This window comes from Sediminicola luteus, assembly GCF_040566555.1.
Classification (GTDB): domain Bacteria; phylum Bacteroidota; class Bacteroidia; order Flavobacteriales; family Flavobacteriaceae; genus Sediminicola.
The window spans coordinates 502,333-524,324 of record NZ_JBEWYP010000002.1 but is presented as its reverse complement, the minus strand read 5'-3'; the positions used below and the strand labels follow the sequence as shown (position 1 = coordinate 524,324).

General features: G+C 39.0%; 21 protein-coding genes. 8 read left to right on the top strand and 13 right to left on the bottom strand.

Annotated features, from left to right (window positions below; all coding sequences use genetic code 11):
• Positions 1-14: 14 nt before the first annotated feature.
• Entirely contained in the window at positions 15-1,067 is a 1,053-nt protein-coding gene (locus ABXZ32_RS05960; protein ID WP_354617755.1) for a sugar phosphate isomerase/epimerase family protein, read from the bottom strand.
• 366 nt (positions 1,068-1,433) lie between these two features.
• On the opposite strand from ABXZ32_RS05960, the gene ABXZ32_RS05955 reads away from it, so the two are divergent.
• Positions 1,434-1,892 carry an ASCH domain-containing protein gene (locus ABXZ32_RS05955; protein ID WP_354617754.1) on the top strand — a complete coding sequence of 153 codons (459 nt, stop codon included), beginning with the start codon at positions 1,434-1,436 and terminating at the stop codon, positions 1,890-1,892.
• Positions 1,893-1,950: 58 nt separating this feature from the next.
• On the opposite strand, the gene ABXZ32_RS05950 is transcribed toward ABXZ32_RS05955, so the two are convergent.
• The 4 genes from ABXZ32_RS05950 to ABXZ32_RS05935 are packed head-to-tail and all read right to left on the bottom strand — an operon-like array spanning position 1,951 to position 5,817.
• The gene (locus ABXZ32_RS05950; RefSeq protein WP_354617753.1) at positions 1,951-3,087 is read right to left on the bottom strand and encodes a Gfo/Idh/MocA family protein; all 1,137 of its coding nucleotides are present in this window, start codon (positions 3,085-3,087) and stop codon (positions 1,951-1,953) included.
• Positions 3,088-3,111: 24 nt separating this feature from the next.
• Positions 3,112-4,341 (bottom strand): nucleoside permease, encoded by a 1,230-nt coding sequence (locus tag ABXZ32_RS05945; protein ID WP_354617752.1) that lies wholly within the window; start codon positions 4,339-4,341, stop codon positions 3,112-3,114.
• Between the two features lie 16 nt (positions 4,342-4,357).
• Positions 4,358-4,801 carry a DinB family protein gene (locus ABXZ32_RS05940; RefSeq protein WP_354617751.1) on the bottom strand — a complete coding sequence of 148 codons (444 nt, stop codon included), beginning with the start codon at positions 4,799-4,801 and terminating at the stop codon, positions 4,358-4,360.
• 14 nt (positions 4,802-4,815) lie between these two features.
• Positions 4,816-5,817, bottom strand: a complete 1,002-nt coding sequence (locus tag ABXZ32_RS05935; protein WP_354617750.1) for a sugar phosphate isomerase/epimerase family protein — start codon at positions 5,815-5,817, stop codon at positions 4,816-4,818.
• Positions 5,818-5,955: 138 nt separating this feature from the next.
• Between ABXZ32_RS05935 and ABXZ32_RS05930 the strand changes: the two genes are divergently transcribed.
• Together ABXZ32_RS05930 and ABXZ32_RS05925 are read left to right on the top strand one after the other, a co-directional pair.
• The gene (locus ABXZ32_RS05930; RefSeq protein WP_354617749.1) at positions 5,956-7,668 is read left to right on the top strand and encodes a GMC family oxidoreductase; all 1,713 of its coding nucleotides are present in this window, start codon (positions 5,956-5,958) and stop codon (positions 7,666-7,668) included.
• Positions 7,668-8,315: a gluconate 2-dehydrogenase subunit 3 family protein gene (locus ABXZ32_RS05925; protein WP_354617748.1), complete on the top strand. Its 648-nt coding sequence runs from the start codon at positions 7,668-7,670 to the stop codon at positions 8,313-8,315. The genes ABXZ32_RS05930 and ABXZ32_RS05925 overlap by 1 nt, the downstream gene beginning before the upstream one ends.
• 425 nt (positions 8,316-8,740) lie before the next feature.
• Here ABXZ32_RS05925 and ABXZ32_RS05920 read toward each other — a convergent pair whose 3' ends face one another.
• The 3 genes from ABXZ32_RS05920 to ABXZ32_RS05910 form a co-directional block, all read right to left on the bottom strand.
• On the bottom strand, positions 8,741-11,224 hold the full coding sequence (locus ABXZ32_RS05920) for a ribonucleoside-diphosphate reductase subunit alpha (RefSeq protein WP_354617747.1): 2,484 nt from the start codon (positions 11,222-11,224) through the stop codon (positions 8,741-8,743).
• A 211-nt stretch (positions 11,225-11,435) separates the two neighbouring features.
• Positions 11,436-12,422 (bottom strand): ribonucleotide-diphosphate reductase subunit beta, encoded by a 987-nt coding sequence (locus tag ABXZ32_RS05915; protein ID WP_062056651.1) that lies wholly within the window; start codon positions 12,420-12,422, stop codon positions 11,436-11,438.
• Between the two features lie 625 nt (positions 12,423-13,047).
• Entirely contained in the window at positions 13,048-13,224 is a 177-nt protein-coding gene (locus ABXZ32_RS05910; RefSeq protein WP_354617746.1) for a hypothetical protein, read from the bottom strand.
• 403 nt (positions 13,225-13,627) lie between these two features.
• Between ABXZ32_RS05910 and ABXZ32_RS05905 the strand changes: the two genes are divergently transcribed.
• On the top strand, positions 13,628-14,362 hold the full coding sequence (locus tag ABXZ32_RS05905) for a LytR/AlgR family response regulator transcription factor (protein WP_354617745.1): 735 nt from the start codon (positions 13,628-13,630) through the stop codon (positions 14,360-14,362).
• Positions 14,363-14,381: 19 nt separating this feature from the next.
• Positions 14,382-16,349, top strand: a complete 1,968-nt coding sequence (locus tag ABXZ32_RS05900) for a tetratricopeptide repeat-containing sensor histidine kinase (RefSeq protein ID WP_354617744.1) — start codon at positions 14,382-14,384, stop codon at positions 16,347-16,349.
• On the opposite strand, the gene ABXZ32_RS05895 is transcribed toward ABXZ32_RS05900, so the two are convergent.
• The gene (locus ABXZ32_RS05895; protein WP_354617743.1) at positions 16,342-16,911 is read right to left on the bottom strand and encodes a DUF3109 family protein; all 570 of its coding nucleotides are present in this window, start codon (positions 16,909-16,911) and stop codon (positions 16,342-16,344) included. The two genes, ABXZ32_RS05900 and ABXZ32_RS05895, sit on opposite strands and share 8 nt — an antisense overlap.
• A gap of 121 nt (positions 16,912-17,032) precedes the next feature.
• Here ABXZ32_RS05895 and ABXZ32_RS05890 point away from each other — a divergent pair, with 121 nt between their 5' ends.
• Together ABXZ32_RS05890 and ABXZ32_RS05885 are read left to right on the top strand one after the other, a co-directional pair.
• Positions 17,033-17,611: a MarC family protein gene (locus ABXZ32_RS05890; RefSeq protein WP_354617742.1), complete on the top strand. Its 579-nt coding sequence runs from the start codon at positions 17,033-17,035 to the stop codon at positions 17,609-17,611.
• A gap of 51 nt (positions 17,612-17,662) precedes the next feature.
• Positions 17,663-17,866 (top strand): hypothetical protein, encoded by a 204-nt coding sequence (locus ABXZ32_RS05885; RefSeq protein WP_354617741.1) that lies wholly within the window; start codon positions 17,663-17,665, stop codon positions 17,864-17,866.
• 13 nt (positions 17,867-17,879) lie between these two features.
• On the opposite strand, the gene ABXZ32_RS05880 is transcribed toward ABXZ32_RS05885, so the two are convergent.
• The 4 genes from ABXZ32_RS05880 to ABXZ32_RS05865 all read right to left on the bottom strand — a co-directional run bounded on the left by ABXZ32_RS05880 (position 17,880) and on the right by ABXZ32_RS05865 (position 21,452).
• Positions 17,880-19,499 carry a S41 family peptidase gene (locus ABXZ32_RS05880; RefSeq protein WP_354617740.1) on the bottom strand — a complete coding sequence of 540 codons (1,620 nt, stop codon included), beginning with the start codon at positions 19,497-19,499 and terminating at the stop codon, positions 17,880-17,882.
• Positions 19,500-19,509: 10 nt separating this feature from the next.
• Entirely contained in the window at positions 19,510-19,947 is a 438-nt protein-coding gene (locus ABXZ32_RS05875; RefSeq protein WP_354617739.1) for a deoxycytidylate deaminase, read from the bottom strand.
• A gap of 132 nt (positions 19,948-20,079) precedes the next feature.
• Positions 20,080-20,664: a HupE/UreJ family protein gene (locus ABXZ32_RS05870; protein ID WP_354617738.1), complete on the bottom strand. Its 585-nt coding sequence runs from the start codon at positions 20,662-20,664 to the stop codon at positions 20,080-20,082.
• 53 nt (positions 20,665-20,717) lie between these two features.
• Positions 20,718-21,452, bottom strand: coding sequence for a tellurite resistance TerB family protein (locus ABXZ32_RS05865; protein WP_354617737.1), 735 nt, complete (start codon positions 21,450-21,452; stop codon positions 20,718-20,720).
• Positions 21,453-21,581: 129 nt separating this feature from the next.
• On the opposite strand from ABXZ32_RS05865, the gene ABXZ32_RS05860 reads away from it, so the two are divergent.
• On the top strand, positions 21,582-21,992 hold the full coding sequence (locus tag ABXZ32_RS05860) for a BrxA/BrxB family bacilliredoxin (RefSeq protein ID WP_354617736.1): 411 nt from the start codon (positions 21,582-21,584) through the stop codon (positions 21,990-21,992).

Below are 21,992 nucleotides of genomic sequence, written 5' to 3'. Positions count from 1 at the left end.
GGTATATGTTTTAGTTAGATTCCCAGTATTTTTTTGAGCGTCCCCTTATCTATTTCTGCCCCGGCAAAATCATCAAAGGTTTTCTCAGTAGCCTCAATAATGTGGTCCTGTATAAATTTTGCGCCTTCTCTAGCCCCTTGTTCCGGACTTTTGATACAGCACTCCCACTCCATTACCGCCCATACATCACATCCGTATTGGGTCAATTTGGAGAAGATTGTTTTAAAATCAATTTGACCATCGCCCAAAGATCGGTACCTACCGGCCCTATCGCCCCAATCGTTATAGCCGCCGAAGGCTCCCTTCTTTCCTGTTGGATTAAATTCGGAATCCTTAACATGAAAGGATTTTATGAATTCATGGTAATGATCTATATAGGTGATATAGTCTAATTGTTGTAAAACGAAATGACTTGGATCGTATAGGATGTTCACTCTTTTATGATTCCCTGTAGCTGCGAGAAAACGCTCAAAGGTATCACCATCGTGCAAATCTTCCCCAGGATGTATTTCATAACATACATCTACCCCTTCCTTATCAAAATGGTTTAAGATGGGCAGCCATCTTTTTGCAAGCTCCTCAAAACCCATTTCAACTAGGCCGGCCGGTCTTTGGGGCCAAGGATGCATGGTATGCCATAATAGGGCACCTGAAAATGTAGCGTGCGCGTTAAGGCCCAATCTTCGACTGGCGGTTGCAGCTTTTTTAACGGTGTCAATGGCCCATTCAGTCCTAGCTTTTGGATTATTCTTTACCTTATCGGGTGCGAAATTATCGAACATTAGGTCGTACGCAGGATTAACGGCCACAAGCTGTCCCTGTAAATGGGTGGACAACTCGGTTATTTCCAATCCATAAGAATTTATTTTTCCCTTTAGTTCATCACAATAGGTCTGGCTTTCAGCCGCCTTGTCCAAATCTATCAAAAAGTGCTCCCAAGTAGGGATCTGAATGCCTTTATAGCCCAAATCAGCTGCCCACTTACACATTCCATCCAAGGTATTGAATGGGGCTTTACTATCTACAAACTGGGCAAGAAATACTGCCGGTCCTTTAATTGTCTTCATTTTAATGATCTAATGTGTGTTACCATCCCTATTTTATCTGACCTTGGAAATTTTGAGAATTAAAGCCTATATTTAGTGTTGAAATCATCCTGCTTTATAATTCCAAGGCAGATTATAAATATAGGGATTACAATAGAAATAAAAGAAAATTTGATAGTGAATCATACTGTGGTTAGGGTCGCAAACGTTATAGACACAGAATTTAATATTTGTGTCACTTAATTGCCCAAAACATTGGCGTATTAACATGCCCCTATGCCAATTGAATGGAAAAAATAGACTAAATGCCACCAGAAATCCTTGACGGGAGTTTTTATTAGTCAACAATAAGCTCTCGAGTCTAAGGCTAAATAATGAAAATCGACAATGAAGAACCATTCTGCTGAAAATATGTGGGGCGATTTTTTAAGCGCCCATCTAGAATTTGCTTTTGAACACACGCCTAAGGTTTATCATTTTTCCGACAATGAAAGAGATGCCAACCATAATGTAGATCTTGTTCTTGCGGGAGTAAAAAAGGCAGCATCACATTCCCTATTGGGACTTCAACTACAGAAAAAGGAATTGCCAAAAAGAGGTGATTTTACTGTTTTGACAGATTGGAACGGCAAGGGCAAATGTATTGTGAGAACCACTTCCGTAAGAATGATGCCCTACTTTAGTATTACGGCCGAACACGCTAAATTGGAAGGTTTGGGCGATGGTAGTTTGACAGCTTGGAAAAAGGAATACTGGGAATTGTTCCAAAGGGAATTGGCAGTATTTGACCGCAAACCAAATGATAGCATGATTGTGGTCTGTGAATATTTTGAAAAAGTTTTTTAATGTAAAAAGAGCCGCTAATAGCGGCTCTTTTTAGATATATTCAAAATGCAAAGGATTCCTATTTCAAAGTTATCCAAGTATTCCCCTGTTGATGCGAAGCAACAGTGCTCTCAATAAAATTAAGTCCTCTAACCCCATCCATCATGGTTGGGAATTCCCCTGAATTATAAGCTTCTCCACGAATGGCCTTTGCGACCCCCAAATAAATATTGGCCATGGCATCAAATATTCCTTCTGGATGCCCAGGAGGCAGCTTGGTGCCGTCCAATGATAATTTAGAATTGTAGGCATGGCCCGGTTTAAAGACCTGCAATGGCTTATCATCAGAAAGAACATACAAGAGATTAGGATTTTCCTGCTCCCATCTAAGTCCGCCTTTATCGCCATAAATAGCAACTGTCAACCTATTTTCTTCTCCCGTTGCAATTTGGCTGGCACGAATGACACCCTTTACACCACCTTTTAAACGTATCAGAACGGTACCGTCAATATCCATCTTATTGTCTTCATACAGGTAATTCAGATCGGCCAAAATGGTATCTACCTGAAGTCCGGTTGTATATTCCACCATATTGAAAGCGTGCACTCCAATATCACCCATACAACAACTGATCCCCGCTTTTTCCGGGTTCAAACGCCATGTTGTGGATCGTTTTTCCTTATCGTGTATAATAGGATTAATCCAACCTTGATAATATTGAACATCTACCTTTTGAACTTTCCCCAGGTCACCGGCCTTTACCATTTCCCGCATTTGACGTACCATGGGATACCCCGTATAGGTATGTGTTACCGCAAACACGGTTTTTGCCTTTTCCAAGGCTGCCTGTAAAATCTTGGCCTCTTCATAGGTAGTAGTCATGGGTTTTTCACAAATGACATTGAATCCATTTTCCAACAGTTTTTTGGCCATTGGGAAATGTAAAAAATTGGGCGTCAATATGGAACATACTTGAATGCGTTCCCCTTCAGGAAGTTTTAACTCCTCTTCAACCAAGGTATCAAAGTCCTTATAAATCCTATTGGTAGGAACACCTATCTCCTTAGCAAACGTTAAACTATCATTGTGGTCCGGGTTAAAGACCGCACCAACAATTTCATAATTATCATTCATAAAGGAGGCAATCCTGTGCAACACACCTATTAGTGAATCTCCGCCACCACCTAAAATACCAAGTTTTATTTTCTTACTCATAATCAATCTTCTACTTATTTATAACTATTCCTTGTATTCTACTTCTTCGTTTTTAAAAAATATCACGAACAATATCATTACCACAAATGCAAATATCGCGGGGAATGTCCAAATGTTGTCCCATGCGTGAAATCCATCGGCAGCCTTATAGGTATCTGTTATAACACCTGCTATTTTAAATCCTATCAACATCCCTACCCCGTAGGTGGCCAAAGTGATCAAGCCTTGTGCGGCACTTTTATATTTTATCCCTGCCTTACTATCTGTATAGATCTGTCCTGATACGAAAAAGAAATCATAGCAAATCCCATGAAGGGCAATTCCAATGATAAGCATAAAGGCAAGATCACCCGCGTTCCCGTAAGCGAACAAGAGATATCTCACGGTCCAGGCCAACATCCCTGCAATAAGTGTTTTCTTAAACCCAAACTTCTTAAAGAAATAAGGGAGCAACAACATGAACAATACTTCCGATGCCTGCCCAATGGTCATTTTTCCAGTGGGGTTATCCATTCCTATTTCAGATAAAAATGGATTGGCGTTTTGGTAGTAAAATGCCAAAGGAATACAAATTAATATGGACGAAATAAAGAAGATCAAGAAATTCCTGTCCTTCAATAATTTTAAAGCGTCCAATCCCAAAATTGCGGAGATACTAATTTTTTCATCTTTCCCAACCTTAGGCGGTGTTTTGGGCAACATAAAACTAAAAACACCCAAACACGCTGAAGCGATGGATACCATTAAAAAGGTATTCTTCAACAAACCTTCCTGTCTTCCTTCCACGGAATCCCATAAGAACACGTAACTAATGATTAAGCCGGCAACAATCCACCCAATGGTCCCAAAAACGCGTACAAATGAAAATTCCTTTGCTGGATTTTTCATCTGGTTAAAGGAAATGGAGTTGACCAAAGCCAAGGTAGGCATGTAAAGGATCATATATCCAAGAACATATGGATAAAATCCATCAAAATCGGTTGACAAATACATCTGATACATTAGCACCGCCCCGGCCAGGTGCAAAATCCCCAATATCTTTTCAGCATTGAAATATCTATCGGCTATTAGCCCGATGATAAAGGGCGCTATAATTGCACCCCATGACTGGGTAGAAAAGGCCATTGCAGATTCAGCACCCGTGGCATTTAAATTATTCCCTAAATACGTTCCAAGGGTTACAAACCATCCGCCCCAGATAAAAAATTCCAGGAACATCATTACGGATAATTGTATTTTAATTTTTGTGTTCATAAGTAGTTTGGTGTGTTTATCGTTTATAAAATATATAATCCAATTTGAGAGGATCAATCTCATTTGTTCTAAAATCTACAGAAATCTGTGCCCGGTGATGCGTAGAATGGTTGATGATATGAAACAGCATATCCTTTATGTTATTGGTGAAAAGTCGGCCTTCCGAATTTAAATAATCCAATCGCAATTCAAAATCATCAGTATTGGTAATAATTTCAAAAGAGCTCCTTTGGTTCTCGTAGTGGATATCTGCCCAATCCTTTAAGGGATGCAATTGCATAACCCCATATTCCGGTGGTTTTTTCAATATTCTATGGTTCCATATATGATGGGCATCTAGAATATGGCTAAACAGCTCCAAACTCCTTTGGGGAATTTTTTCCATCTTATTGCACTCCTCTATTATTTTCTTGTTGCAATAAAAATTATAATCAAAAAATTGATTAAATAAACTTTGCATGTTTTGGTATTGGATTATTCCAGATTATTGGATGCATTCAATAATAATTCCTTGGTGGCCAAAATACCGGCTTCCTCGCCTAATTCATTCCCTTCATATTCCACCCCAATAAAACCTGTATAACCTGAGTTTTTTACAATCTTCAGCATTTTGGAGTAGTCTATTTTTGTTTCGTTTCCTTCTTCGTCAAAATTATAGGATTTTGCACTTACCCCTTTGGCATAAGGCATTAGTTCCATTACGCCCTGATACATATCGTACTCCTCTTCACATTCGCCATTGTAATAGGATCCGTCCTTTCTTTTTATACAAAAGTTTCCAAAATCGGGAAGTGTTCCACAGTTTTCCATGTTTACCGCTTTCATAACCTCTGCCAATTTAGCGGCATTAGAAGAAAGTCCTCCGTGGTTCTCTACAATGATATTCACATTTTTATCCTTGGCATAAGTTGCCAATTGCTTTAATCCGTCAACAGAGTTGGAATGCCACTCTTCCGGATTTTGGCTTCCGGCCAAATTGACTCTTATAGAATGACATCCCATCGCAGCAGCGGCATCTACCCATTTATAATGGTTTTCAACTGCCTTTTTACGTTCCTTTGCATCCGTAGTTGCCAAATCTCCTTGTCCGTCTATCATGATAAGCACATTTTTCATTCCGTGCTTTGTACTTTCCGCGTTACATTTTTCAACAAAAGCAGCCATGGCTTCTTTGGAAAAATTGGACTTTTCCAATTCCTTATAATATAGACCACTTACGTACTCCAATCCGGTGAAACCCCATCCCTTAGCTTTTTCAGCAAAAGTGTAAGGATCCACACCTTCATCAAAAACCATTTTATGCATGGACCACTGTGCTAAAGAGAGTTGAAAAAAAGGCTCTACATCTTTTTCCATCTCCGAAGACATTTCTGTAGCTTCTGTTTCGACTTTTTTGGTGTCTTTACAAGAATAGATTCCTGTAAGGAAGATTGCCAATCCCGTAAGGATGGCAATTTTTAAGGTGCTTCTTTTCATCAGTTTAGTTGATTTTCTTGTTTTCAAGGATTAGTGCCCACTACAACGTTATAGTACAGGTTTGCCAATAAAATTGGAGTTTAAATGTAGAAAATTAATTTTATATTTAATAAATTTAGGAAATAAACAATTCAATAGATGGGTAAATTTTATTACAACGAAGAACAGGAAACCTACGACGCAATAGTAGTGGGCACTGGGATTAGTGGCGGATGGGCTGCTAAAGAGTTATGTGAGAACGGACTCAAAACATTGATTCTCGAGCGCGGTAGGATGGTTACACATATTAACGACTACAAAACCGCCAATATGGACGATTGGGATTTCCCGAACAACGGAAACCTTTCGAGAGAGGAACAAGCAAAACAACTGAAGCAGGCCAGAACAGGCTACACCACTAAGGCTGCACATAACGAATGGTTCGTTAATGACTTGGAGCATCCCTATAATGAAACAAAGCGTTTTGATTGGATGCGTGGGTATCATGTAGGTGGACGCTCTATTATGTGGGGACGTCACAGTTACCGTTGGAGTGATATTGATTTTGAAGCCAATAAAAGAGATGGGATCGCAGTTGATTGGCCCGTTAGGTATAAAGATATCGCACCTTGGTATGACAAGGTGGAATCATATATTGGGGTAAGTGGAGAAAATCTTGGTTTAAAGCAATTGCCCGATGGACAATTTTTGCCCATGATGGAATTGAATTGTGTGGAACAGGTTTTCAGAGCAAAAGTATCTGAAAACTTTGATGGCCGTGTAGTGACCGCCGGTAGGGTGGCCCACATTACAGGCAATAAGGAATTTGAAGGCAGAAGTAAATGCCAATTTAGGAACCGTTGTATAAGAGGGTGTCCTTTTGGAGCCTATTTCAGCAGCAACTCATCTACATTACCAGCTGCTGAAAGAACAGGTAACTTAACATTGAGACCCGACTCCATTGTTTCTGAGGTAATCTATGATCCTAAAACGGGGAAGGCCTCAGGAGTAAAAGTAATCGATAGACTTACCAAAGAAGAATTGGTATTCAATGCCAAAGTAATTTTCCTTTGTGCTTCTTCCATGGCTTCTACCTCTATTTTGATGCAATCAAAATCTGAGCGTTTTCCAAATGGAATGGGGAATGACTCCGATCAATTGGGTAGAAATATCATGGACCACCATCTAGGTGTTGGTGCTTCCGGAAAATTTGATGGCTTTGAAGATAAATATTACAAGGGAAGAAAACCAAACGGTGTCTATATCCCTCGCTTTAGAAATTTAGGAGGATCTAGCAACCAAAAAGATTTTATCCGCGGCTACGGATACCAAGGTGGAGCTAGCAGGGACAATTGGGAAGAAACTATTTCTGAAATGTCCTACGGAAAAGAGCTTAAAGAAAATATTTTAAAACCAGGGGGTTGGACTTTTGGTATAGGTGGTTTTGGAGAGGTACTTCCATACCAGGAAAATAGGATGACCTTAGACTACGACAACTTAGATGGTTGGGGTCTGCCCACGGTAACCTTCGACGCCGAGTTTAAGGAAAATGAATGGAAAATGCGCGAGGACATGAAGAACCAAGCCATTGAAATGTTGGAAAAAGCGGGTCTTAGGGATGTAAAAGGATTTGACAATCCTGGTGCCCTAGGTCTTGGAATCCACGAAATGGGAACTGCCAGAATGGGTAGGGATCCAAAAACATCGGTATTAAACGGGAACAACCAAATACATGCCGTCCCCAATGTTTATGTAACAGATGGTGCATTTATGACTTCGGCGAGCTGCGTCAACCCATCTTTAACGTATATGGCGTTTACGGCAAGAGCTGCCAATCATGCCGCCCAAGAACTTAAAAAAGGAAACATATAATGGATAGAAGAATAGCACTCAAAAATATAGGCCTTTCTTTGGGATACGTAGTAGCGGTTCCCACATTGGTAAGTCTTGTTCAAAGTTGTAAGGATAAACCAGCAATGGAATGGACCCCAGATTTTTTAAGCAAGGATCAAGGGGCTGCCTTAATGAATTTGGTGGATATCATTCTTCCAAAAACTGACACCCCTTCGGCATCGGAAGTAAACGTTCATATGTTTATCGATAAATTTGCCAATGAGGTCATGGAGCCTAAACAACAAGAATTCTTTAAAATGTCTATGGGGAAATTCTTGGATCAAGCTTTAAAGGATTCTGGCAAGGAAACTTTGGCCGACCTGACGGCTGAGGATTTGGAACCAACGCTATCAAAAGCCTTAAAAGTTACAAAGGAAGAAGAAATTGAAAACTTTAAGGTCATTACATCTTATCAAGAAGCCATTGAGAACCAGGAAACTGCACAATTGGATGAAGGAGTAAGCAGGTTCGCATTTGCCAACAATCTTAGAGGTATGACCATTTGGGCCTATAAGAGCTCAGAATACGTAGGGGAAGAGGTTTTGGCCTACTTGCCTGTTCCAGGGGAATATATTCCGTGTGATGACGTACAAGAGCTTACAGGCGGTAAAGCATGGTCTATCTAAAGAAGAATTTCTTATAAATAGAAATGACCCATTAATATTGAAGCCCTTCCATAGATTTGGAAGGGCTTTTTCTTTCAAGAAGATATCTGTTTGCAACAAGTAGTCATAAATGCTATTGAAAATTTCTAAAACTCTATTTTACAGATATTTAACGTTTTGTTCAGTAAGTTTTGTCTATAGGCAACCGTCTAACTTTTCATGGAACATTATATATTCATACTTGGGGTTTACGCACTATTGTTCGTAAGCGCCAAACTGGTTTATCACAGCTTTTTAAAAAATAAATAGTTCCCCCATATTTTTTACTATAGAATGATAGACAAAAAAAATACCTCGAGAAGGACCATTTTTGGCCGCTTACCTCGAGGTATTTTATTACATGTTTAAGCTGTTAAACAATAATGATACAGCCTAACCTAAAAATATTAAGATCCGCACATTAAACAATCATCATCACCTTCACTTGCCTTCGCCTGAGCTATCAACGCCTTCATTTCAGCTGCGCTCATAGGCTTAACATCCACATCCTGCTGTACCGGGATAGCTGCTACTTCAACTGCAGTTTTCCCTTCTGGCTTTGTGATCGCAGTAGCTAAAACCTCTGACTCAACAACATCAGCAGTTGGTACTTCCTGTTTCTTACTATTATCCAACGTAAATTTAATGGCATCTACCGCCGCTTTGGTCCTCAAATAGTACATCCCTGTTTTAAGTCCACTTTTCCAGGCGTAAAAGTGCATGGAGGTAAGTTTTGCATAATTGGCGTTTTCCATGAACAAATTCAAAGACTGACTCTGATCGATAAAGTATCCTCTATGTCTAGACATATCAATGATGTCCTTCATGCTCAACTCCCATACGGTCTTGTACAATTCCTTAATATCCTCCGGAATACCATCGATATCCTGAACAGAGCCATTGGCTCTCATCAATTCCTGTTTCAAATTCTCGTTCCAAAGACCAAGTCCTACCAAGTCCTCCAAAAGGTGCTTGTTTACCACAATAAACTCCCCGGACAATACTCTACGGGTGTAAATATTTGATGTATATGGCTCAAAGCATTCATTGTTACCCAATATTTGGGAAGTGGAAGCTGTTGGCATTGGAGCCACCAATAAGGAGTTACGAACTCCATTTTTCTTCACCTCTTTTCTAAGTTTCGCCCAATCCCATCTGCCGGATAATTCTTCATCCTTAATACCCCATAAATTGTATTGGAATTCACCTTTGGAAATTGGCGATCCCTCATAGGTTGAATATGGACCTTCTTCCTTGGCTTGCTCCATAGATGCAGTTACCGCTGCAAAGTATAGCGTTTCAAAGATCTCTTGGTTCAACTTTTTGGCCTCCTCACTAGTAAAAGGCAAACGCAGCATTATAAAGGCATCTGCAAGACCTTGTACCCCTAAACCTACTGGCCTATGGCGCATATTGGAATTTTCCGCCTCCTTAACAGGATAGTAATTTCTGTCTATTACCCTATTTAGGTTTTTGGTCACTCTTTTCGTCACTCGGAAAAGTTCCTTGTGATCGAATTCCCCGTTTTTCACAAACATCGGTAATGCAATAGATGCTAGGTTACATACAGCCACCTCGTCCGGGGATGTGTATTCCATGATCTCGGTACATAAATTGGATGAACGGATGGTTCCCAAATTTTTCTGGTTGCTCTTTCTATTGGCAGCATCCTTATACAACATATAAGGCGTTCCAGTTTCTATTTGAGATTCTAAAATCTTCTCCCAAAGCTCACGCGCCTTAATGGTCTTTCTACCCTTACCTGCTGCTTCATATTTCAAATAAAGCGCTTCAAATTCCTCGCTATGGATATTGAACAAGTTTGGACACTCATTAGGACACATCAAAGTCCATTCCTCATTGGCCTCAACCCTTTTCATGAACAAATCTGGAATCCACATGGCATAGAAAAGATCCCTTGCACGCATTTCTTCCTTCCCGTGATTCTTTTTTAGGTCCAAGAATTCAAAGATATCAGCATGCCATGGTTCTACGTAAATTGCAAAACTACCTTTACGCTTTCCTCCACCCTGATCTACATATCTCGCAGTATCATTGAATACTTGCAACATGGGAACAATTCCATTGGAGGTACCGTTGGTTCCTGCAATATAGGATCCCGTGGCCCTAACATTATGTATAGATAGCCCAATACCTCCTGCGGATTGGGATATTTTTGCAGTTTGTTTTAAGGTGTCATAAATACCGTCAATACTATCATCCTTCATTGCCAATAAAAAGCAAGAGGACATTTGCGGCTTAGGCATCCCTGCATTGAACAAGGTTGGCGTTGCATGTGTGAAGTACTTTTTGGACATCAGCTCATAGGTTTCCATGGCTGCTTCCAAATCATTTAAGTGAATACCTATGGAAACACGCATCAACATATGTTGTGGGCGTTCAGCAATTTTACCATTAAGCTTTAAAAGGTATGAGCGTTCCAATGTTTTAAAACCGAAATAATCGTAGCCAAAATCACGGTTATAAATTATGGTGGAATCCAGAGTCTCTGCATTCTCCTCAATTACTTTGTATACCTCATCCGATAGCAAAGGAGCCTTTTTTCCATTTCTTGGATTTACATACACATAAAGGTCCTTCATCGTTTCAGAGAATGACTTTTTAGTATTCTTATGTAGGTTAGAGATAGAGATACGGGCGGCCAACTTGGCATAATCCGGATGTGTAGTAGTCATGGTTGCGGCTATTTCCGCAGCTAGGTTATCCAATTCTGAGGTCGTAACCCCATCGTACAAACCTTCTATTACCCTCATGGCAACCTTTACTGGGTCTACAAGCGCATTGAGGCCATAACATAATTTTCTAACTCTTGCCGTGATCTTATCGAACATCATCGGCTCTTTTCTGCCATCTCTTTTTACTACAAACATGTGCTACAATTTTTAAATGAAACGATTATTTACTGGTCCTTTTATGCCTTCCTACAGTAGTAAAAACAATAAAAACTGTTTAGCTATAAGGAGTGATGAGACCGACTTCCAATGACCAAAAAAGTCGATGTATATAATTTTTGGTTTTCTTTAACATTTTAATCCAAGGGCTTAAAAACCCCTTTTGCAAGGGGGCTTTATTTCTATTGGATCAGAAATCAGCGTCGAAACTTAATTTCTTATTGTCCGCTTCTTTTTCTTTGTTCAAAACTCCTGCTTTTTGATATTCAGATACCCTCTTTTCAAAAAAGTTGGTTTTGCCCTGTAGGGATATCATATCCATAAAATCGAATGGGTTTGATGAATTGTACACCCTATCACATTCTAATTCCACCAATAACCTATCCGTAACAAATTCCAGATATTGCGTCATCAACTTGGCGTTCATCCCAATTAGACTTGCAGGTAATGATTCTGTAATAAATTCACGCTCTATGTTAAGGGCATCTACAAGGATTGCCGTAATTCTTTCCTTAGGCACTTTATTCACCAAGTGGTGATTGTGCAAATGCACGGCATAATCACAATGCATCCCTTCGTCCCTGGAGATAAGCTCGTTAGAGAAGGTAAGTCCTGGCATAAGTCCTCTTTTCTTTAACCAAAAAATGGAACAGAAAGCACCGGAAAAGAAAATCCCCTCAACAGCTGCAAATGCGATCAACCTTTCGGCGAAACTAGGAGACTCTATCCATTTCAAGGCCCAATCTGCCTTTTTCTTGATGGCAGGGAAATTGTCAATGGCATTGAAAAGCAGATTTTTCTCTTTCTCGTCCTTCACATAGGTATCGATCAAAAGGGAGTAGGTTTCTGAATGGATATTCTCCATCATGATTTGAAAACCATAGAAAAACTTAGCTTCCGAATACTGCACCTCACTCACAAAGTTCTCGGCTAAATTTTCATTTACAATTCCATCGGAAGCTGCAAAAAACGCCAATATGTGTTTTATGAAATATCGCTCATCATCATTGAGCTTATTTTTCCAATCGATTGGATCTTGATGTAAGTCAATTTCCTCAGCAGTCCAAAAACAGGCTTCACACTTCTTGTACCATTCCCATAAATCGTGGTGTTGAATGGGGAAGATTACAAATCTATCCTTGTTTTCCTGTAAAATGGGCTCTACTGCTGTTGACATATGTTCTGATTTAAGTAATTTGTGTATTGGGGGTGATAATTACCCCTGCTCTGGGAGTAACAAAGATTGAAAAATGTAAGCAATAAACGAAGGTTGTTTCATCATTTAAATCACAAAGTTTTTAACACTGTATGTTGAAATCTAGGCTCGCCAGCGATGTTTGTTGCCTTTATGGAAAAGGATGGATTTGGAATAAGTTCAATGGAAAATTCAACGGAAAAGGTTTGAAAAAAATAAACCAAAAAGTATTAAAAATTAGACCTTTCGGTTTACTTCAAAACAAAAGGAGCAACTTTTTCAAGTTGCTCCTTAAACTAATTCTTAAATGATACTGCCAAACCTTACGACCCTTCAATAGATAGTATATTCAATATTACCATAAATGGATCTGCTGATATAGGTAGTTCCCCCGAAACCTAATAACCAAGCAGAGTTCCAAAGCCAACACGTTGACTAGGTTTTCCAATAGGTTGTATTTCCATTGAGTAAGGCTTCCCGTACATGCGAATGTCTAATTAAAAACAAACTGCATTGGGTCGTACATGTGGCCTGACAGTTTCATTAACTTAATAACTATTTAAAATTCTATTACTTTTCAAAATACTTGGTAAAAAAGCTCTTATTTCTATTTATTGGCCAAGATCTTATCAATCACTTTTACATCTTTTTTCAGAAGACCATCAATACTGTCATTGTCTACAATGACCGTTGTCCGCTCTTCCATTGCCTCATTATTGCCCGTTACACTTGCAAAAATCAATAAGGCTATCAGTATTGAAAATAAAATTAAACACTTCTGCATGATTCAAGTATTTACATTCTATTGCCTGCTATTGCAATCAAATCATTGAGGTAATTCACTCATCATACAAAAGGTGATGATTATTCTACCTTTAGCTAAAAAAGAACCGTTTGTTCTTCTCAGGACCACGAATATAGCTGATAAACAGGACTCTAAGGTATCCATATGTATAAATGGTATGCAATTTTGTGTAATTTGCAACCCCAATTGAACATTCATTCTCTATATTAAGAATAGAAGATATACTAGGAAAAATCAACTGGATTATTGGCTTTGATTTCAATTAATGACTACTTTTAACATTATTGATACGTTTTAACACTAATAGCCCTTTTGACCTTACCTCCATTTAGAAATGGGCCCTATTCATAATAATAATTTAGTTTAAGTTTATCCATTTGAAATGTTAGAAACAGTAATAGTAGACGATGAAATAAAAGCGATACAAGGACTTTCATGGGAGCTGACCAACTTTAGCAATGAGGTAAAGGTTGTTGCCTCCTTTACCAATCCTTATGAGGCTTTGGACTATCTGGAAAAGAATACCCCTGATTGTCTGTTTTTAGATATTGAAATGCCCGCTATGGATGGCTTTCAGTTTATCCAAAAGATTACCAACAAGAATTTCCCGGTGGTTATCACAACAGCATACAACCAATATGCGATAAAAGCATTGAAAAATGAGGCCATAGATTACCTATTAAAACCGATAGACAGTGATGACCTCAGCGAAACAATCGCTAAGATCAAAAAATTCAATCAAAAGCATTACAGTGCCGATAAGTTGGAAAAAATATTAATGAATTTCAACAATAATGCTGTTCAGAAGAAAATAACCATCAACACAGACGGGAAACTACTTTTTCTAGAAAACCACGAAGTCCTTTATGCAGAATCAGATGGCAATTACACCACCCTATTTCTAACTGACGGACAAAAAATACTACTTACCAAAAAATTAAAGGAAGTCAATGAAATGTTGCCTAAGGAGTATTTCTTTCGAGTCCACAACTCGTACATTATCAACCTCAATAAAATAAAGGAGTTCCTGAAAACAGATGGGTACGTTGTATTGTCATCGGATCATAAAATCCCGGTGTCTCGCCAGAAAAGATCTGATTTCCTAGATATGTTATAAGAATTAGTCAGGATTCCCCATGTTGCAAAAAAATACATCCAATAAAGATTCATATTACCGTTTAAGGAAGCCTATCTTGTTCTTGATTGTTACAATTTCACTTCTGGCTCTAGGCCACGCACAGGAAATTTCAGACAAGCAAAAAAACGCCATTGCCGAAATTTTACAGAATCAACCAAGTACAAATAAGGAATTGGAAGCAGCCTTAAAACCTGCGCTTCAGGACACCATCGTCCTCAATTATTTCCTTAATGCTTCCAGAAATAAAAAATACAATTTAGGTGAAGCTTTTGCTTTGAACCATTTGGGCACAATTTATCAAAACCTATCCCTCTTTGACAAGGCCATATCCTTTCACCAAGATGCATTATCAAAAGCTGATTTGGCAGAAAATCCTGAAATTAAAATTTATAGCTTAAACATGTTGAGCTTGGCCCATTTGAGGAAAAATGCCATACAATCTGCCCTCGACTATGCCCAATCTGCATTTGACCTGGCAGATAAAATGGAAAACCCTTCTGAAGAGATAAAAAGAAGTAAAAATGTGTCCCTGAATAGGATAGGCAACATTTATAAAAACCTGGAACAATGGGAACTAGCCATTCCTAGATTTCAGGAAGCCGTAGCATTGGAAAAGAAATTAGGTAATAATTTGGGCCTCGCCATTAACCATCAGGATATAGGTGAAAGTTTGGAGGCACAAGGAAAGCTCAAGGAGGCATTGAGCACTTATTATACCGCTTTAGCCTATAATGAAAAAGCGCGCTCAACCAGCATTAACATAAAATCGAACTTGGGGATCGCCCATATTTATGTACACCAAGGCAAATTTGAAGAAGGACTGGGTATTTTAGAATCACTCCTTGCCCCTGCCAAAGAATTAGGTAATATGGAGCTAATTTCCGAAATATATATCAATACGGGTTGGACGTTCATGGAAAGCCTTCAATATGATAAGGCCAAGGAAAACCTCCTTAAAGGCTTTGAGATTGCCCAAATCTACAAACTTGACAGCGAAATGGAGGAAGCCTATGTGTTTCTATCCGATCTGAGCGCAAAAGAAGGCGAATACAAAGCCTCAATGGAGTATTACAAAAAAGCGAGAGGAATAGAAAGACGGACCATAAATGACAGAAACAGACGCTATGTAGCAGATCTCATCAACCGTTCCGAAACAGAAAAAATGAACAGTCAACTTGAGGTCTTGGCCAAGGAGAATGAGATTGTCAAATTAAAATTACGAAAGAATCAAACTACCTTGTTGATCAGTGGGTTTGCACTGGCATTGTTGGCAAGTATACTATATATCCTTTTCTACCAGCGACAATTGAAGAATGAGAAACAACTATTGACTTTAGAATCAACTATGCTCCGTAGTCAAATGAATCCGCATTTTTTATTCAATTCTCTGAATTCCATAAAACTGTACATTATCAACAATGAGAAGAAGAATGCGGTACACTACCTCAATAAATTCTCAAAATTGATCCGTAAAATTCTGGAAGCCTCCTCTGTAAGGGAAATATCATTGGCAGATGAACTGGAAACAGCGCAACTTTACATGAATATTGAGAATATTAGATTTAATGAGGAGATCGATTTTGACGTGGTGATAGACGAAAATGTAGATATACACACCATTAAAATACCCTCTTTGATCCTTCAACCCTTTTTGGAAAACTCACTATGGCATGGGCTTTCGGCTAAAGAAGGTCAGAAAAGCATAGAATTACGCATAAGCCAAGAGAATAAGTATTTTACAAATATTACCATTACAGACAATGGCATAGGAAGGGAGACCTCTGAAAAGAACAAAAAAAATAGGGTCATTAAAAGAAAATCGGTAGGTATCAATATTACCAAAGAACGTTTGGCCAATTTTTCAAAGGACTACCAAAACTCATTTACCGTGGATATTTTGGATTTATATGACGATCAAAATCGTCCTTGTGGCACTAAAATAAGCCTTAATATCCCCGCTATTTAGCGTGTTCATTGGCCACTTCCTCTAGCTCACCATACCATTTTTTGCCAAATTTTCTAATGAGTGCCTCCTTTACAAACTTATAGATAGGAACCTGAAGTTCTGCTCCCAAAGCACATGCCGGGTCACAAATTTCCCATTTATGGTAGTTCACAGCAGTAAATTCTGTGTATTCCTTTATACGAACAGGGTACAAGTGACACGAAACAGGTTTTTTCCAATTGGTAGCGCCCTGATTATTGGCCTCTTCCAGACCACATTTAGTAATACCGTCATCGGAAAAAATAACATAGGCACACTCACTCCCATTCACCAAAGGTGTTTCCCATTCTCCGTCTTCCCCCTTTACAAATGCTCCCTGCTCTTCGATAGCAGCAATTCCCTCAGGTCTCAAAAATGGTTTGACATCACTATAAATGTTCACCAATATTTCGGTCTCTTTATCCTCCAAGGGTGCACCAGCCTCCCCATCAACACAACAACCTCCCTTGCAGGCATTCAGATTGCAAACAAAATCTTTCTCAATAATTTCCTCGGACACCAAGGTTTTACCTAATTGGAACATAATTCGTAAATATGGCGCAAAGATACCTCTTTCGTCCTAAAATGAGGTAGAATAATTTCCATTATGGCATCCTTAAGGACTTTAGAAAACGTAATTTTGCAGGATTAAAAAAAAGTTCGACATGCAATTTAATTTCAATTTCAAGGAAATATTTACCGCCAGTATGATTTTATTCGCTGTAATTGATATTGTAGGTAGTATTCCAATTATTATATCGCTCCGCAACAAGGTGGGACATCTTCATTCGGGCCGAGCCTCCATTGTCGCGGCCTGCATCATGATAGCCTTTTTGTTCATTGGGGAAGAAATTTTGAAGTTAATTGGGATAGATGTCAATTCCTTTGCCGTGGCAGGATCCTTTATTCTTTTCTTTTTGGCCATCGAAATGATTTTGGGAATCTCCCTATATAAAGACGATATTCCCGAGACGGCATCTATCGTCCCCATAGCCTTCCCATTGATCGCGGGAGCCGGAACCATTACAACCCTACTATCTTTGCGATCTGAATTCCTTGTAGAAAATATTATTGTTGCCGTAATCGTGAATATTATTTTTGTTTATCTGGTTCTGAAGTCCTCCAGGAAGATAGAAAAGGTATTGGGTAAAAATGGTCTAGGTGTGATTAGAAAAGTTTTTGGCGTAATTTTATTGGCCATTGCTGTGAAGTTATTTGCCAGCAACATCAACGAATTATTTTAAATTTGCATATGACGTCAGTTTTGAGGGTCATATTCTTTAAGTATTAAAATTATGAACAGAATTTTAAGCATTATCCTGATTACCTTGGCCATTGCTTTAATTGCCTACAATGTGACTTTAATCAATTTTGAAAATCCATTGGAAGGCGATAGTATAATTGCCATTATCGGAATAGTGGCCTCCCTTTGTGCCATAGTACTTTTATTGATATTTATTGCTTCAAAAAAAATTCAGGAGAAGGTTGATGAAAACTAATTCCTAGTTTCCATTACTCTTTGATTCTTTTATGGATTTTGGGATTGTCCAATTCCAAGACCTTTTGCAGCATGGCATCGCTCTCATTTTTGATCTTTGCATAGATATTTGGATCATACAACTGCTCTGCCAAGGAAGCTTTTATATATAATTTGATCTGATCTTCCAGATCATAATATGCCAAATTCAAGTTCCTGATGACCGTAATACCTTCGGCGTATTTGATGAATTTCCCAAACAAGATATCATCTACTTTAAAATTATAAATGAAGTCGTTCTTGGACAAATAAGAGTACCTATTTCTATCTTCATCCAGGTGCTCAAATACAAAGCGGGATATTAATCCCAAACTCTCAATAGATTCTATAGTCTCCATTTCATTGGAACCTATGGGCACAAAAACATCTGGAATAATTCCCCCGCCCCCGTAAACTACTTTTCCTTTTGGGGTAGTGAACTTTAGGGAATCTGCCACCTTGATGCTATCTACAGAAAGCAGCTCCCCATTGTGGTACCTATTTGTGAACTTTTCGTAATAGTCCTTGTTTCCGTTTTTATAATCCTTCTGAATGGATCTTCCCGTAGGGGTGTAGTATCTGGAAATAGTTAGACGAACGGCCGATCCATCTCCAAGATCCATTTCCCGTTGTACAAGGCCTTTCCCAAAAGAGCGACGTCCTATAATGGTCCCTATGTCATTATCCTGTAAGGAGCCTGCGATAATCTCACTCGCTGATGCCGATCTTTCATTGATGAGCACATATACCGGCTTGTCCTCAAAATCACCTTTTTTGGTGGCGAACGATTTGTTTATTTTCCCGTTTTTATTTTTAGTGAACAGAATTAGCTTTTTATCTGGCAAAAACTCATCAGCAATCTCCTCCGCAATCCCCAAATACCCTCCAGGGTTATCCCTAAGATCCAAGGTCAACTTTCTTGCACCCTGATTTTGTAACGTACTCAATGCTACTTTAAACTCTTTGTAAGATGATTCCGCAAAACGATTCAGCTTAATATATCCCATATCAGGGGTTAGCATATAGTAGGCCTCCACACTTTTAATAGGAATTAAATCCCTCTTTATGCTCACATTGAACTTCCTGTTGTCCTTTTTCCGAAAGATATTCAGGTTGACTTTAGAGCCTTCTTTTCCTTTCAGCTTTTCTACAATAGAACTATTGGGCATGTTCTTTCCAAAAAGGGTATCGGTATCTGCCACCAAAATACGATCTCCAGCCTGAAGCCCCTTTAAGTAACTAGGCCCATTCTCTACGGTACGGATAACGGCTATGGTATCCTTGTACATGTAAAAATTTACGCCGATGCCCACAAAATCACCTTTCATGTTCTCCGCAACTTTTTTCATCTCCTCTTTTGGGATATAAACGGAATGGGGGTCCAGCTTGTCCAAGATATTATTTACCGTAACATCAACGATACTATCTGTATTGATATCGTCCACATACTCATAATCAATATAATCTATAAGCCTGTTAAGCTTATCCTTTTTTGAATTGGTGGTGAACAGTTTCTCCGGAGTATCATTAAAATGTAACTTTCCGCCAATTAAGATGCCTATCGCAAGTGCCAGTGCAATAACTGTAGGCCATATATAACTGTATTTGCTTTTCATAAGTTACTTTTTACGAACTGAATTCCTCAATGGGCATAAAAGTGATTTCTACCCCAGCCTTCTCTAAAAATTGTAATCCTGAATCATCTTTATACGCTCTCTGATATACCACACGTTTTATACCAGACTGATGGATCAGCTTACTGCATTCCTTACAAGGAGAAAGGGTGATGTATAAAGTAGAACCCTCACAGGATTGTGTAGAGGAAGCCACTTTTGAAATAGCATTGGCTTCTGCATGGAGCACATACCATTTGGTATACCCTTCACCGTCCTCACAGCTATTCTCGAAACCGGTAGGAGTTCCGTTGTAACCATCGGATATTATCATCCTATCCTTTACAATAATGGCACCTACCTGCTTACGCTTGCAATAGGACAATTTGCCCCATTCACTTGCCATTCTCAAGTAAGCGGTATCATATTTTTTCTGTTTCTTGTTCTCCATCAATACTTTAAATCACCATTGATCGCGAAAGACCTATCATCTAACCATGACCTATTACAACCTCAAAGGTACACTAATATACCCTCTTTGTAATATTCCGACAACCTATTAAGGTTAATATTTAGTGAAAATCTACCAAGGATAAGTTTCAACCAACATGGGGATCACAATTGCGATAATTAATATGGAGGCAACCCCTATAAAGAGCGGCACCCTCACCTTTGCCATTGATTGAATTAGGTAAGATATTAGCAATACACAAAGGATTATAAACACTTGAGAAAATTCTATTCCAGTGGCAAAACCTAGTAAAGGCCTCAGCTTTTGCTCCTCTTCTGCCATCAACATTTTAAAATAATTGGAAAAGCCAAAACCATGGATCAACCCAAAAAATGCCGTTGCAATTAAATGTATACCGGTATTCTTGTTTTCAATGGATTTAATGGCGTGCCATAGATTGAATAAGGCCGTGAACAAAATAGTGATAGGAATAAGAAATTCAATCAAGGCAACATCCATAGTAACCAGATCATAAACCGACATTGCTAAAGAAAGACAATGGGTCACGGTAAAAACCGTTGCCAACAACAATACCTTTTTCCAATCCTTGAAAGTAAACGGTATTGCCAAGGCCGAAAGGAAAAGAATATGATCGTATGCGTTAAGATCCAAAACATGATCCAGACCCATTTGGAGGTAGAACCAGAAATTTTCCATAATTGGTTTAGTTATCGTTGATTATTGATTAATGTCTTAAAAAACGTCAAATATTACAAACCGCGTTCCATTTGAATGGTCTCGTAAGCCTTTTGAACCTCTTTAAACTTTTCTTCAGCGCCTTTTTTAATTGCTTCATTCTCGGTGTTCACCCTATCTGGATGGTATTTTTTAGCCATGGTCCTATATGCTTTTTTCACCTCCTCATCGGATACAGATCTTTCAATTTCCAAGATCTTATACGCTGTATCCGCAGATTTGACAAACATGGCCTTTATGCTTTCAAAATCGATCATTCCCACGTTCAAATACCCGGCAATTTCCTTTATTTTTTCAATCTCAAGAGGGCTTATACTACCGTCGGACTGCGCAATTCCGAACAAAAAGTGCAGTAATTGGAGTCGCACCTCATACCGTGTGCGCTGATTGAGATAGGCACATATTCTAGCAGCAGAGATCTCTCTTTTTTTGATTACCTCGTTAAAAGTCCTGAAAATAGCATTTGCTTTATCCTTGCCATAGGTACTCAAGAAATACTGCCTCACATAATCCAGCTCCCTTTGGGTTACATTACCATCGGCCTTGATCACAACAGAACATAAGGAAAGCAGGTTCAATTCAAAATCTGCAGGGGACACGCTTTGACTCTGGCCACCTCCAAAAACTGACCCGCCACCTGAACCACGGTTCCTAAGGCTATCAATATAACTCCCAATCAAAAAACCTACTATAGCACCTGGAAACCTAAGCACATAATACCCCAAGATGGCGGCAAACCATTTTATCATCCTACAAAATTTTTCCAAAGATATAATATTACAAGAGAAAAGAACCCCTAATGAAAAGTTAAGGCACATGCAGTAAATGATACAAAATGGTTACCTTTGTCAGATATCTAAATCATTAAAAATTAGACTATGTATCCTGCAGAATTAGTTAAACCGATGAGACAAGATCTGGCATCTGCCGGATTTGAAGAATTATATACGGCCGAAGCTGTTGAGAAGGCCATCAATCAAGAAGGTATTACTTTAGTAGTGGTTAACTCCGTTTGTGGTTGTGCTGCCGCCAATGCAAGGCCTGCCGCCAAAATGAGCCTAAAGAACAGTAAAAAACCAGACCATTTGGTAACGGTATTTGCTGGGGTTGATACGGAAGCGGTAAATGCCGCAAGGGGACTTATGGTTCCTTTTCCTCCATCTTCTCCAAGTATGGCCTTGTTCAAAAATGGCGAATTGGTGCACATGATTGAGCGTCACCATATTGAAGGAAGACCAGCAGAAATGATCGCTGAGAACCTGATGGAAGCCTATAACGAATTCTGTTAA

Excerpts from the sequence above, each read along its gene's own strand:
- ABXZ32_RS05960 (WP_354617755.1), bottom strand. The coding sequence starts at position 1,067 with ATGAAGACAATTAAAGGACCGGCAGTATTTCTTGCCCAGTTTGTAGAT.
- ABXZ32_RS05955 (WP_354617754.1), top strand. The coding sequence starts at position 1,434 with ATGAAGAACCATTCTGCTGAAAATATGTGGGGCGATTTTTTAAGCGCC.
- ABXZ32_RS05950 (WP_354617753.1), bottom strand. The coding sequence starts at position 3,087 with ATGAGTAAGAAAATAAAACTTGGTATTTTAGGTGGTGGCGGAGATTCA.
- ABXZ32_RS05945 (WP_354617752.1), bottom strand. The coding sequence starts at position 4,341 with ATGAACACAAAAATTAAAATACAATTATCCGTAATGATGTTCCTGGAA.
- ABXZ32_RS05940 (WP_354617751.1), bottom strand. The coding sequence starts at position 4,801 with ATGCAAAGTTTATTTAATCAATTTTTTGATTATAATTTTTATTGCAAC.
- ABXZ32_RS05935 (WP_354617750.1), bottom strand. The coding sequence starts at position 5,817 with ATGAAAAGAAGCACCTTAAAAATTGCCATCCTTACGGGATTGGCAATC.
- ABXZ32_RS05930 (WP_354617749.1), top strand. The coding sequence starts at position 5,956 with ATGGGTAAATTTTATTACAACGAAGAACAGGAAACCTACGACGCAATA.
- ABXZ32_RS05925 (WP_354617748.1), top strand. The coding sequence starts at position 7,668 with ATGGATAGAAGAATAGCACTCAAAAATATAGGCCTTTCTTTGGGATAC.
- ABXZ32_RS05920 (WP_354617747.1), bottom strand. The coding sequence starts at position 11,224 with ATGTTTGTAGTAAAAAGAGATGGCAGAAAAGAGCCGATGATGTTCGAT.
- ABXZ32_RS05915 (WP_062056651.1), bottom strand. The coding sequence starts at position 12,422 with ATGTCAACAGCAGTAGAGCCCATTTTACAGGAAAACAAGGATAGATTT.
- ABXZ32_RS05910 (WP_354617746.1), bottom strand. The coding sequence starts at position 13,224 with ATGCAGAAGTGTTTAATTTTATTTTCAATACTGATAGCCTTATTGATT.
- ABXZ32_RS05905 (WP_354617745.1), top strand. The coding sequence starts at position 13,628 with ATGTTAGAAACAGTAATAGTAGACGATGAAATAAAAGCGATACAAGGA.
- ABXZ32_RS05900 (WP_354617744.1), top strand. The coding sequence starts at position 14,382 with ATGTTGCAAAAAAATACATCCAATAAAGATTCATATTACCGTTTAAGG.
- ABXZ32_RS05895 (WP_354617743.1), bottom strand. The coding sequence starts at position 16,911 with ATGTTCCAATTAGGTAAAACCTTGGTGTCCGAGGAAATTATTGAGAAA.
- ABXZ32_RS05890 (WP_354617742.1), top strand. The coding sequence starts at position 17,033 with ATGCAATTTAATTTCAATTTCAAGGAAATATTTACCGCCAGTATGATT.
- ABXZ32_RS05885 (WP_354617741.1), top strand. The coding sequence starts at position 17,663 with ATGAACAGAATTTTAAGCATTATCCTGATTACCTTGGCCATTGCTTTA.
- ABXZ32_RS05880 (WP_354617740.1), bottom strand. The coding sequence starts at position 19,499 with ATGAAAAGCAAATACAGTTATATATGGCCTACAGTTATTGCACTGGCA.
- ABXZ32_RS05875 (WP_354617739.1), bottom strand. The coding sequence starts at position 19,947 with ATGGAGAACAAGAAACAGAAAAAATATGATACCGCTTACTTGAGAATG.
- ABXZ32_RS05870 (WP_354617738.1), bottom strand. The coding sequence starts at position 20,664 with ATGGAAAATTTCTGGTTCTACCTCCAAATGGGTCTGGATCATGTTTTG.
- ABXZ32_RS05865 (WP_354617737.1), bottom strand. The coding sequence starts at position 21,452 with ATGATAAAATGGTTTGCCGCCATCTTGGGGTATTATGTGCTTAGGTTT.
- ABXZ32_RS05860 (WP_354617736.1), top strand. The coding sequence starts at position 21,582 with ATGTATCCTGCAGAATTAGTTAAACCGATGAGACAAGATCTGGCATCT.